12 protein-coding genes and 1 riboswitch are annotated in these 12,190 nt (G+C 63.2%); of the genes, 1 reads left to right on the forward strand and 11 read right to left on the reverse strand.

The features are described from left to right. The 10 genes from cobI to C816_RS04500 form a co-directional block, all read right to left on the reverse strand. Entirely contained in the window at positions 1-696 is a 696-nt protein-coding gene (cobI, locus tag C816_RS04455; protein WP_016321224.1) for a precorrin-2 C(20)-methyltransferase, read from the reverse strand. Further along, positions 687-1,826 (reverse strand): cobalt-precorrin-5B (C(1))-methyltransferase CbiD, encoded by a 1,140-nt coding sequence (gene cbiD, locus C816_RS04460; protein ID WP_016321225.1) that lies wholly within the window; start codon positions 1,824-1,826, stop codon positions 687-689. The genes cobI and cbiD overlap by 10 nt, the downstream gene beginning before the upstream one ends. Then, positions 1,823-2,914, reverse strand: a complete 1,092-nt coding sequence (locus C816_RS04465) for an ABC transporter ATP-binding protein (protein WP_016321226.1) — start codon at positions 2,912-2,914, stop codon at positions 1,823-1,825. Before C816_RS04465 ends, cbiD begins: the two co-directional genes overlap by 4 nt. 35 nt (positions 2,915-2,949) lie before the next feature. Beyond that, entirely contained in the window at positions 2,950-3,969 is a 1,020-nt protein-coding gene (locus tag C816_RS04470; RefSeq protein ID WP_016321227.1) for a FecCD family ABC transporter permease, read from the reverse strand. Positions 3,970-4,004: 35 nt separating this feature from the next. Continuing rightward, a complete protein-coding gene (locus tag C816_RS04475) occupies positions 4,005-5,204 on the reverse strand; it encodes an ABC transporter substrate-binding protein (protein ID WP_242832109.1) in 1,200 nt (399 codons plus the stop codon). Then, the gene (locus C816_RS04480; protein WP_016321229.1) at positions 5,168-6,088 is read right to left on the reverse strand and encodes a hypothetical protein; all 921 of its coding nucleotides are present in this window, start codon (positions 6,086-6,088) and stop codon (positions 5,168-5,170) included. Before C816_RS04480 ends, C816_RS04475 begins: the two co-directional genes overlap by 37 nt. 89 nt (positions 6,089-6,177) lie before the next feature. After that, positions 6,178-7,188 carry a sirohydrochlorin cobaltochelatase gene (locus C816_RS04485; protein WP_016321230.1) on the reverse strand — a complete coding sequence of 337 codons (1,011 nt, stop codon included), beginning with the start codon at positions 7,186-7,188 and terminating at the stop codon, positions 6,178-6,180. A gap of 390 nt (positions 7,189-7,578) precedes the next feature. Then, a riboswitch (cobalamin riboswitch) is annotated at positions 7,579-7,781 on the reverse strand. A 61-nt stretch (positions 7,782-7,842) separates the two neighbouring features. Then, positions 7,843-8,121 (reverse strand): cysteine-rich small domain-containing protein, encoded by a 279-nt coding sequence (locus C816_RS04490; protein ID WP_016321231.1) that lies wholly within the window; start codon positions 8,119-8,121, stop codon positions 7,843-7,845. 33 nt (positions 8,122-8,154) lie between these two features. After that, a complete protein-coding gene (locus tag C816_RS04495) occupies positions 8,155-9,123 on the reverse strand; it encodes a LysO family transporter (protein ID WP_016321232.1) in 969 nt (322 codons plus the stop codon). A 161-nt stretch (positions 9,124-9,284) separates the two neighbouring features. Continuing rightward, entirely contained in the window at positions 9,285-10,163 is an 879-nt protein-coding gene (locus tag C816_RS04500) for a LysR family transcriptional regulator (protein ID WP_016321233.1), read from the reverse strand. A 103-nt stretch (positions 10,164-10,266) separates the two neighbouring features. Between C816_RS04500 and C816_RS25305 the strand changes: the two genes are divergently transcribed. After that, positions 10,267-10,401 (forward strand): hypothetical protein, encoded by a 135-nt coding sequence (locus C816_RS25305; protein WP_016321234.1) that lies wholly within the window; start codon positions 10,267-10,269, stop codon positions 10,399-10,401. 75 nt (positions 10,402-10,476) lie between these two features. Here the strand turns inward: C816_RS25305 and C816_RS04505 are convergent, their stop codons facing one another. Next, a complete protein-coding gene (locus tag C816_RS04505) occupies positions 10,477-12,138 on the reverse strand; it encodes a Na+/H+ antiporter NhaC family protein (RefSeq protein ID WP_016321235.1) in 1,662 nt (553 codons plus the stop codon). Positions 12,139-12,190: the final 52 nt, after the last annotated feature.

Raw genomic sequence — 12,190 nt, forward strand, 5'->3', positions numbered from 1 at the left:
TTACTCCTTTACGATGACGGTTGCAAAATACCCCGTCTCCTCTGGCAGCCGCGTGAGATCCCGGCAGACCTGCTCCGTGGGCAGGCCGCAGTCCCGGACCATGGCGGCTTTCTCCAAAAGCCCCTTTTGCCGCAGGACCTCCGCCGCCTGGGGGAGCTGCCGGCCGGATTTCATCAGCACCTTGGTCCCCGGCAGGTCCAGCTGCTCCGCCAGGGAGCTGCTGCCGCCGGGAAGAATGTGAAGGGGGGAGGAGACGGTGGTGAGGCTGGCGCCCAGGCGGGCCGCCACGGCGCAGAAGCTGGGCACGCCGGGGACCATGACAGCCTTGTACCCTTCTCCGGTGAGCATGTCCATCAGGTAGCCGAAGGTGGCGTAGATGGACACGTCCCCCAGGTTCAGCATGGCTACGTCCTGCCCCGCCGAGAGGCGGGCCGCGATGGTCTCCGATGCCCGCAGACGGGAGGCGCGGAGAACGGCGGGGTCCCGGGACATGGTGAACTCCAGGGGAAGGATGGTCTTGCCCTCCAGGGGCATGGCCTGCCGGACGATGTCCAACGCCAGCATCTCGCCGCTCTTTGTCCGGGGCGCCGCGATCACCGAACAGCGCTCCAGTGTCCGCAGGGCCTTGGTGGTCAGCAGCTCCGGGTCGCCGGGGCCCACGCCTACGCCGTAGAATACGCCTTGTCTCACTTCCATGCCTCCATAATCTCCTTTACAGCTTCCGTCTGCCCCAGGGGGCCGTATTCGTTGGAAAATAAAATGACGCCGCTTTGGCAGGCCCCGCCGGTCCGGCGAATCAGATGCCTCTGGATGGCAGAGAGCATCCGCTCCAGCACCGCCTCCCGCAGGTCTGCTCCGTCCAGAATGGCGATGCAGGCGTCGGAGGAGACGGCGTCCATCAGCGCGCGGCACACCTCCGCGGAGGCCCCGCACACTGCCGCGTGGGCGCAGAACAGCTCCGTGCGGCAGTCGGCAAAGCGGCTGTGGGTGTTCATGATGCCGCCGGAGAGCTTTCCCAGCTTGCCGATGTGTCCCGCCAGCAGGACGGTCTCAAAGCCAGACCCGGCGCAGGCGTCCAGGGCGTCGCCAATGAAGTTGGAACATTTTACCACGGGAACGCCCAGCCTGTCCAGCCCCTGCGCACTAAGGAAGTCCAGCCCGAAGTTCCCGGGGGTGAGGATGATATGGCGGCTTCCCAGGGCCGCGGCCTGACGGATCTCCAGGGACACGGTGTCCGCCAGGGCCCGGAGGCTCATGGGCTCCACGATGCCGGAGGTGCCCAGGATGGAGATGCCCCCCTCGATGCCAAGCTCCGGATTGAACGTCTTTTTCGCCGCCTCCCGGCCGCCGGGGACGGAGACAGTGATCCGCAGTCCGCCGCCGTACCCCAGCTCGCCGCACACCGCCGCCGCGGCCTCCCGGATCATCTGCCGGGGCACGCGGTTGATGGCGGCGGCCCCCACCGGCTGGTCCAGACCGGGTTTTGTCACCCGTCCCACGCCCTCGCCGCCCTCGATGACGGTGCCGGGGGCGTCCTGCCGCTCCGCGTGGGCGAAGACCAGCAGTCCGGCGGTGGCGTCAATGTCGTCTCCGCCGTCCTTGCGGACGGCGCAGGAGGCCCTGCCGCGCTCCAGACTGCAGGACTCCAGGGGCACCTCCACGGTGATTCCCCTGGGGGTCTCCAGGGAGACGGAGGCCGGCGGGGCGCCGGTGAGCAGCAGCCGGACGGCCCCCGCCGCCGCCAGAGCGGCGCAGGTGCCGGTGGTGTAGCCGCACCGGAGACGCCTGCCGCCGGAGAGGACGTAGTGTTCAAATCCCGCGCTCATAGAAGCTTCCCCGCCTGTTCCGCCAGCTCCCGCAGGAGCCGGTTTTTTTCGTTCATGGGCCCGAAGGCGGAGAGGGGACAGAGAACCTTGGCGCAGGACGCCATCCGCTCCGCCGCCAGACGGAACCCCTGGTCTCCGATGGGGGTGAAGGCCGCCTCGGAGATCACCTCCGCCGCCAGGGACTTCGCCACCGGGTAGTCCAGATCGTTTTCATGGAGGACCCCGGCGGCAAAGGGCACGCCCTGCCGTTGGAGGCGGCGGTACACCGGAATGCCGCTCCCCCCGCCGCCGATGACAAACACCTGGGGAGCTCCGGCGGGGGGCTCCAGCTCCAGACAGCCGAAGGCCGGGTTGTAGCTGCCCCGGGCGGCTTCGTACAGCTCCAGGATGTATTCGGCGGTGAAGATCTCCTCCGGCGCCCCGCAGCGCTCAATGGCGTGGTTGTGGACGCAGGCCACGCGGTCGGAGACCTTCTGGGCCAGGTCCAGCTCGTGGAGGCTCATGAGCACCGCCAGATTGCGGCGGCGCACCATGTCCTTTAGGATGGAGAGCAGCTCCAGCTTGTAGCGGATGTCCAGAAAGGAGGTGGGCTCGTCCAGCACGATGACCTCCGGCTCCTGACAGAGGGCCCGGGCCAGCAGGACGCGCTGGCGCTGTCCGTCGCTGATCTGGGAAAAATCCCGGTCTGCCAGATTCTCCCCGTGGACCAGGGCCAGGGCCTCGTCCACCTTCTTCCAGTCCGCCGCGGTCAAAAGACCCAGCTTTCCGGTGTAGGGGTAGCGCCCGGTGGCCGCCACGTCCCGGCAGGTCATCAGCTCCGGATGAACCCGGTCTGTCATCAGCACGGAGAGCCGCCTGGCAATGTCCAGGGCCGTCATACGGTCCATGGGGCGGCTGTCCAGGTACACCGCGCCCCGGATGGGGGCCAGCTGGCGGATGACGCTGCGCAGAATGGTGGACTTTCCCGAGCCGTTGGGGCCGATGAGGGTCATGATCTCCCCCCGGCGCAGATGGAGGCAGATGTTTTCAATCAGGGCCTGGCCGTTGTAGCCCACGGCCAGATTCTCCGTGTACAGATAGGCCTCCATCCGGCATCTCCTCTCCGTTATATTTGCAGTCAGTATTACAGCTTGGGTTTGCCCCGCTGGAAGGCCATCATGTAGATCACAATCGGCGCGCCGAAGACGGCGGTGACGGAGCTGATGCTGACCTCCGTGGGGGCGAAGGCAGTCCGGGCGATGAGATCGCAGAACAGGCAGAACACCGCGCCGCCCAGAAAGCAGGCGGGGATAATCAAAATGGGCCTGGCGGTGCGGAAGAGGCTCTTCACCAGATGGGGCACCGCGATGCCCACAAAGGAGATGGGCCCGGCGAAGGCCGTGACGCAGGCCGAGAGGACGCTGGAGAGCAGAATCAGCGCCAGCCGGAAGGCCCGAATGTTGACGCCCATGTTCCGGGCGTACACCTCTCCCATCTGATAGGCCCCGATGGGCTTGGAGAGGAGGAAGACCAGGGCCATGGCAATTCCCACCACCGCCGCCATTACCTGCACGCTGTCCCAGTAGATACCGGAGAAGCTGCCCATGGACCAGTTGTGGAGGTTGACAATGTTGGAGTCCTCGGCAAAGGTGACGGCGAAGTCCGTGATGGCGGAGCAGATATACCCGATCATCACGCCGCAGACCACCAGCATGCTCATCCGCTTTACCCGCTGGGACACAGCCAGGATAAAGCCCATGGACAGCATGGCTCCTCCGAAGGCCGCGCCGATCAGCGCCGCTGAGCCGGCGACGGCTCCCCGGCTCAGCAGGAGGATCATGGTCAGGGACACCGCCAGCTTGGCCCCGGAGGAGATGCCCAGCACAAAGGGACCGGCGATGGGGTTGGCAAAAAAGGTCTGGAGCAGAAACCCGGAGACGGACAGCCCGCCGCCCAGAATGACGGCGGCGCAGATCCGGGGCAGCCGCAGGGTGCGCACGATGCCGTACTCCGTACTGCCGTCAGGGGAGCTGAATAAAATACGTAGGATTTCCGTCCCGGACAGCGGAACGCTGCCGGCGTTGATGTTCCAGACCACCAGCAGCGCCAGAAGTGCCAGCAGCAGCAGGAATGCCCCCAAATAGCGGGAGCGGACTTGTTTCATGGGTTCGCCTCCTCCGGGGCCTGTTTGCACAGGCCCTAGTCCAGATGGTGCAGGTACGTCAGGGGAGCGTCTTCCCCGGAGAGAACGGTGTGGAGATCCGCAATCAAGTCCCCCAGGCCCAGGCTCTCCTGGAAGAGATTCTTCCCGGTGCACCAGACATTTCCCTCCTGTACGGCCTTGAAATCCGCCAGGACGCCGCTCTTCTCCAGCAGCTGGTCCACGGTCTGGAGCTCGCCGTCAATGGCACTGTTGTAGATCAGGATGTCCGTGTTTCGTGCGCCCTCGTAAAAGGACTCCATCTGCATGTTCATGGTGGACTTGACCCCCTCGCCGCTCTCCAGGTCCGAAAAGGCGTAGACGCCGCCGGCCAGACCGATGGACTTGGCGATGTAGTCCCCGGAGCGGCGCACATTCACCGCCCCAGTGGAGGTGATGTAGAAAAAGGCCACGGTCTTTCCCGTGTTCTCCTGCTCCAGGATGGGGGCCAGCCGCTCCATGAGGCCGTCAAAATAGTCCGCGGCCTCCGCCTCTTTTCCCAGCAGCGCGGCGTAGAGCTTGATCCACTCCATGCGGCCCAGGGGATGGCTCTCATAGCTGGAGCGCTCCACCAGCACCGGGATGCCCAGCCGCTCCAGCTGCTCCTTGACCTCCGGGGTGTGGTAGATCATGGTGGACTCCACCGCCAGATCGCACCCCAGGTCCAGAATACGCTCGTAGTCCGGGGCGCCGTACTTTCCAGCGAAGACCATGCGGCCCGCCTCTATGGCCTCCCGGGCCTCCGGGATATACCAGCCGCCGGCGTCTAGGCCGGCGAGGGTGATGGCGTCAATGGCGTCCAGCTGCCGGAAGAGGTCCATAGCGGAGGTGGCCACCAGATAGATGCTGTCCAAAGGCTGGTACAGCACTGTGACCTCCTCTGGAATGCCGGAGGGAGCGTTTGCCCCCTCCGGTACCACCAGATAGCGGTTGCCGTCTCCAATGGCGATCTTCTGATAACCATTAGTATAATAATCGACAGAAAATTGCTCGGCGTAGAGAAGATCCAGACTGCGCTCATACTCCAGCGCGTCCCAGGAGAGGGTCTGGGGCGCCTCCGGCTCCGGCGAAGGGAGCTGTTTAGCGCCTTGGACGCAGCCGCAGAGAACCAGCAGGAGCGCCAGCGCCAAAAGACCCCGAAGGGGCAGGCGGTTTCCCGTGGTCATGACGCGCTTTCGATAGAGGCGGAGTCGAAGCACAATGTGTACTCGATCTCGTGGGGAGTGCTCATGGCGGTGGTGTCGGCGTAGACCACCAGCCTCCGGTCGAAGTACTCCACCGGGATCTCAAAGGAGGAATTGCCCTCGGCATTCAGGGGGAGGAACTTCTCCTCGCCGATTCGCATATAGTCATAGTTGGAGCTGCTCCAGATAATGGTGGCAAAGGCCCTGCCGCCCTCCACCCGCAGGGCGGCGGGAGAGTCCACCTTGGCCTTGCCGGAGCCGCCCTCCAGCTGGACGGACGCGGTGTAATTCCCGTCGGCCAGTCCCAGGCTTTCCGCCGTGGCGAAGGAGCCCTCCTGGAAGGCCTCGGTTGGCAGGGAGTCCGCCCTGAAGACCAGAGTGCGCTCGTACCACAGTTCCTTCTTCTTGCTGTACGCTGCGCAGTCTACGCCCATATCCAGGGCCTCCACGGGAAATACGAAGGTGTGGGCGCCGTCTTTGTCCTGGGCGTAGGGAATCAGGGCGCTCTCTTCCGCCTGGGCGGCCTCTTCGCCGGTGCCGGGGAAGACGTACAGATAGCCCGTGCCGCCCATGTGCATTACGGCGGTCATTTTACCGCCGGCCACTGTCAGCTCGCAGGCGGTGATGTTGAACATGGAGGAGCTGGAGTCCACTGTGACGTCGTAGGTGCCGTCCTGAAGGGCGTCGGCGTAGACGGGAACCAGGTCCGGGTCCACCACATTCTCCACCGGAGCCATCTGGTCAGCGGAGGCCACCTTGGGAGCATCCGGGGCTTCCGGCTCCGCCGCCGGAGGCGGTGTCTCCGGCTCGGAGGGAGCGTCGTCCGGCGCGGCGCCGCAGCCGGCGGCCAGCAGGACTGTCAGAATCAGGGAGAACAGCAGAAGAAGGGACTTTTTCATGATTTTAACCTCCGTGTTTTGCACGGCAGACCGGAGCGTGCTTCCGGTCTGCCGTGTGATAGTGATGTATGGGCTTTGGGACGGGGGTTTCAGCCCAGCGTGTCAATGGCGGCCTGCGCGTGGGCAGCCAGCAGGTTCTGGATGGCCTCGTACTCACCCAGACCCTTCAAAACACATACCACCTCATAGCCGGCGTTTTCAAATACGGTCTTCCAGGAGTCCTCGTCGTCGCCGGCCATGTCGTTGTTGGCGTGGTCGCCGGAGACGATCATCATGGGCTGGAGCACCACCCGCTCATAGCTGCCCGCCTGGACCATGGCCAGCACGTCGTCCAGGGTGGGAGCGGCCTCCACGGTGCCGATGAAGTAGTTGGCGTATCCGGCGTCGGTCATCACCTGCTGCATTCTGGCGTAGATGACGTTGGAGGCGGCCTCCGTGCCGTGGCCCATGAAGCAGATGGCGGTCTTGCCGTCGTCGTACTGGGCGGTGGCCTCTGCCATGGTCTTGGCGACGATCTGGAAATCCTCGTCAGAGGTCAGCAGGGGCGCGCCGATGGCCATGACCTCAAAGGCGTCGGCGTACTGAGCGGCCTCGTCGACCACGTCGTTGTACTCCAGGCCGTCCATCAGGTGAGTGGGCTGGATCACCAGGCGCTTGACCCCGTTTTCCACGGCCCGGTCCAGCGCCTGACCCACGTTGTCAATGACCTCGCCGTCCCGGCGCTGGACGCGGTCGATGATGATCTGGGCGGTGAAGCCCCGGCGGACGGACCAGTCCGGGAAGGCCTTCTCCATGGCCTCCTCAACGGCGCCGATGGTCAATCGGCGGTTGTCGTTGAAGCTGGTGCCGAAGCTGACGACCAGCAGCTCGTCCTCACCGATGCCGTCCTGATTCCGGGGATTGTCCAGAGAGGCGTCGCCGGTGGTGTAGTCCTCGTCGTCGTCCTCAGCGGGCTCCGGCGTTTCATTTTCCGCGGGAGTATTTTGGGCGGGGGCGGGGTCCTGGGGGGCGCCGGGGGTCTTGGTTCCGCCGCAGCCGGCCAGCAGTCCGGCCGCTATGACAGCCATAACCAGCAGGGAAAGCAGTTTTTTCTTGTTCATCTGTGTATTCCTCCTTGTGTTTTCGAGGCGGGGTATCGTCAACACATTTGAAAAGAATCAGAATGATTCTTTTCAGCCTAGCGGCAGTTTTACTGCCGCCAGGGACCATGTAAACGGTCATGTGTTTGACTTCATAGGTGAAGTGGGCAAAGCCCGTCCGGCGGATCAGAGACCCGCCAGTTGAAAATCCGCAATTTGCGGATTTTCAAGTGCTTCAACCATATGTGTCTCCGCCCCTCTGATGTATGGTGAAATTTTACATCAGCAAATTCAGGGTACAGGAATACACAGGACAAAAAAAGCGGTCATCTGAATCAGATGACCACAAGCGCATGCCCTTAAAGGGGAAGCGGTACAATCAAGCCCTCGTGATCTGGAACACCGGACGGTATTCCTGTACCAGCAGGCGGCAGGTTTCCTGACTCGTAAATCATCGCGCGCCATCGCCTTCCCGGCTTTCGCCAGTGGCTGTCCTGTTTCGACTGAGACAGCGCGCTCATTACATACAGTGACGAGATCGTACAGGCCTTGCACCTGTTTCCCTATTACCCGTTCCCCAAGGGGAGAACGGCTCCGACTGCTTTGCGATATTTATTTTTCGACAGTATTATACTACGCTGCTTCTGAAAACGCAAGCCCCCGCCGGCGTTTTCTTTACGTCTCTCGGGACTGCTTCGACGCCGCCTTCGAGAACTTCTGGATGATATAACCATAGTTCTCCGGCCGGTGGGGGATGGTGCAGCCGCTGCAGTCCTTGATGCCGGAGGCGGTGTAGGTGAAATTTCCGCCGCACTGGTCCCCCATGAGGTACAACGGGCAGTAGCAGAAGAGGCAGTTGAAGGACGCCTCGTCCACTCCCTGGTGGCAGGGGAAGAACTCGCACTCCCTGTGGGAGAAGTGGGAATAGTTTTTATCGCGCCAGGACTCGTCCATGGGAAAGCTCCTCTCTGTTTGAAATTGCGGATGTCACAGCGCCACGATGGCGGACACCAGCAGGGGCACCGCCAGTGAGAGAACCATGCCGCTGGTAAAGGAGTAGATGGTAATCCGCTCGTGTGTGGCGCCGATCACCACGGGGAGGACGGTGTCCATGGCCGCCGCCCCCGGCAGAGCCACGCTCTCCACAAAGCCGACGCGCCGGGCCACCAGAGGAATGGCCAGGATGGCGAAGACCTCCCGCATGACGTTGGACAGGAAACACACGGCGGACACCGGGAGGGAGTAGGGAGCCAGCAGGCTGGGGGCCAGGGAGTACCACCCCAAGCCGGCGGCCACCGCCATGGCGTCCTTGGGGCCGATCTCCAGCGCCAGACCCACCAGGGCCGCCGCCGCCAGAGAGCCGGCAGCCACCGCCACGGGAATCAGCAGTACCTTGAAGCCGGCGGCCCTGATGTCGGAGACCACCGTGCCCTGCCGGCCCATGTCCATGCCCACCAGAAACAGCAGCAGGTACAGCCCCAGATCGATCACCTGCCCGCAGTAGGCCACAATGGCATCCGGCACCAGGAAATAGCCCGCCAGCATTCCCAGGGCCACCGCCCCCACGATCCACTTGGTCAGGGAGTTGTCGGCCTTCTGACCACCCTCGCCCCCTGCCTCAGCGGAGGCGGCGCCGCCTGTCGGCAGGCCTTGGTCATCCAGGCGCAGCACGAAGCGGCGCAGAAGCCACAGGGCCAGGACGGACCCGGCCATGGCGGCCGCGGTAATCAAAAAGGCGGTCCAGCCGATCTGTCCCAGAGAGGCGATGACCTCATCGTCCGCGCCAAGTTTCACGCCCAGGGAGACGATCAGGATCATCAGCGCCGCCAGCTGGAGCTTTCCCAGCCAGGGAAGAGGCCGTGTGCGCACGCCGGAGCGGGAGCCCAGCCACGCGCCCAGAGCCACCGCGGCGATGTAGCCGGCCAGATTCCAAAGCGTGCCAAGAGCGGTATTCATGTGATCACTCCGTTTTCCGATTTTTCTCTCTTTGAGTATACATGGGTTGCGGCGTCTGCGCAAGTGCAGAATCGTGATGGTATCCATCCGGAAAAGTCATGACGTGCCGAATGGCGCCGCCGGGACCGTATACCGTATTATATATAATGTATGCGCCGCAGTCAGAGAGAGCTCTCCAGCCACTGGAGGGTGAAGTCCCGGAAGCGGCGGATCAAGGGGGACACGGGCCCGCCCCGGCGGACCGCCAGTCCGATCTCCCGGTAGCGGGGCCGCTCCAGGGGGATGGCGGTCACATTCCGCTGGCTGCCGCGCACCACCATCTCCGGCAGAATGCTGATGCCCAGGCCCTGCTCTACCATGGCCAGAATGGCGAAATCGTCGTTGACGGTGTACTGGATGTTGGGCCGCAGGCCCTCGTCCTGGAAGATGCGGGAGAACTCCATGTCCCAGTGCTCGTGGATGCGGATATAGGGGTCCTGGGCAAACCGGGCCGCGGGATAGCACTCCGCCCCCGCCAGGGGATGATCCGGAGGGAGTACCGCCAGCAGGCGGTCCCGCCGCAGAAAGGCGGTCTCCAGCGCGTCCCCCGCAGGAAGGGCCAGAAAGCCGCAGTCCACCTGGCCCCGGCGCACCAGCTCCTCCACCTCGGCGAATTCCCACTTGCTGACCAGGTCGAACCGGATGCCGGGATAGAGGGCCAGAAACTCTTTCATGATCCCCGGAAGCCAGTGGATGGAGACGCTGGTGAAGGTACCCACCCGCAGGGTACCGCGGGTGAGACCGTGAAGGGCGGAGACCTGGGTTTCCAGAGTCCGCTGGGCGTTGCACAGCGACTGGATGTCCGGCAGCAGGGACTCCCCCTGGGCGGTGAGGACTACCCCGTCCTTGTTCCGGGTCAGCAGTGTCACGTCCCACTCCCGCTCCAAGTCGGCGATGGAGCGGCTTACCGCCGACTGCGTATACCCCATGTCCTCCGCCGCCCGGGTGATGCTCCCCAGCTCCACGGCTTTCAGGAGAATCTGACACTTGATTGTGTTCATTTAACCATTCCTTTAACTCATATAAAACATGAAAATTATTCGTTTGTGTAATGTTTTGTGTTAGAGTATACTGATTACAGAAACAAGAAAGGAGCATACAGCTATGAAGAAGATCAATGAGTTTGCCGCAGTGAAGAAAGAGATGGGACTGAAGTACCTCGCCGGTGTGCCCGCCGCCGAGAAGCGGCTGTATTGGTCCGAGAGTCCCTGGGCCGCCTTCCGCGTCCTCGTCCGCTGAAAAAGGAAATGCCGCCCCACTCCAGACGGAGTGGAGCGGCAAACGCGTTTGTCAGAAGATTTGTCCCTCCCGGGGTCAGGCCGTCTTCTGGGACTCGGTCACCTTGCCGACGATGAGCATGGTGACGATGGTGGAAGCGATGGCGATGATCAGGCAGACGATCTCAGGCACCACATTGATCAGGAAGCCGGTGATCACGTAGTTCACGAAGGAGATGGCCGCCACAGTGACTGCGTAGGGCATCTGGGTGAGCACGTGATTCAGGTGGTAGCACTGAGAGCCGGAGGAGGCCATGATGGTGGTATCGGAGATGGGAGAGCAGTGGTCGCCGCAGACCGCGCCGCCCAGGGTGGCGCCGATGCCCACCATGAGGATGGGCACTTCGTTCAGGGCGTCAGCGGTCAGGTTGGCGAAGCCGCCGGGGGTGAACACGTCCAGCACGATGGGCAGCAGGATGCCGAAGGTGCCCCAGGAGGTGCCGGTGGCGAAGCCCAGGAAGCAGGCGATCAGGAAGATCACGGCGGGCAGCATGTTGCGCAGAGTGGGACCGAAGGACTTAACCAGCCCGGCCACGAAGTCGGGAGCGCCCAGGCCGTAGCGGGTCACGCCGCCGATGGTCCAGGCGAAGCACAGGATCAGGATGGCGGGAACCATCTGTTTGAAGCCCTCGGGGATGCAGTCCATCAGCTCGGTGAACTTCATGGAACGGCGGAAGGCGAAGAAGATGAACGTGATGATCAGAGCGACGGTGGAGCCCAGAGGCAGGCCCACAAAGGCGTCGGTGTTGGCGAACATGCTCAGCAGGTTGGTGCCGCCGTTCAGGTAGCCGGCGTAAACCAGGCCGCCCACGCAGCCGATAATCAGGATAATCACGGGGATCACCAGGTCGATGACCTTGCCGTTGGGATTGAACTTCATCTCCTCAACGCCGGCGAAGGGACGCTCGGGCGTGGTGTAGATGTCGCCCTTTTTGGCGTTGTCCTCGTGGGTCTTCATGGGGCCGAAGTCGATGTCCCGTGCGATCATCACAATGATGAACACGATGGTCAAAATCGCGTAGAAGTTGTAGGGGATGGCCCGGCAGAAGATTTGGAAGCCCAGCTCCTCGTTGTCGATGACGCCGGTGACGGCGGCGGCCCAGGAGGAGACGGGCATCATGATGACGATGGGGGCGGCGGTAGCGTCGCACATGTAGGCCAGCTTGGCGCGGGAGATCTGGTGCCGGTCGGTGACGGGACGCATGACGTTGCCGGTGGTCAGGTTGTTGAAATAGTCGTCCACGCCCAGGATGGCGGCCAGGATAAAGGTGGACCAAAGGGCGCTCTTCTTGGTCTTCAGGTGCTCCACGGCCCAGTCACCGTAAGCCTTGGAGCCGCCGGCGCGGATCATCAGGGCCACCATGGTGCCCAGGACCACCAGGAAGATCAGGATACCGGCGTTGCCGCCGATGTTGTCGCCCAGGTCGGCGATCAGCGTGGTGATGGCGGCCACGGGGTTGAATTCCATCTGGATCAGGTAGCCCACCAGGATGCCCAGGAACAACGAGGAGTAGACCTCCTTGGTAATCAGCGCCAGAACGATGGCCACGATGGGGGGAATCAGGGACCAGATGGTGCCGTAGAACCTGCTCTGGCCGTCCTCAGCCGCCAGGGCGAAGGTGGTCATGAGGGGGACCAGTGCGTACATGACCAGCAGAACTTTGCCGAGTCTGTCCTTCCAGTTTTTCAGGGATTGCATTGCGAAACCTCCTTTTCTCTCTTGGACCTCCGGTTCTCTCAGCCGGGGCCCG

The organism is Oscillibacter sp. 1-3 (genome assembly GCF_000403435.2).
In the GTDB taxonomy this organism is placed as follows: Bacteria; Bacillota; Clostridia; order Oscillospirales; family Oscillospiraceae; genus Oscillibacter.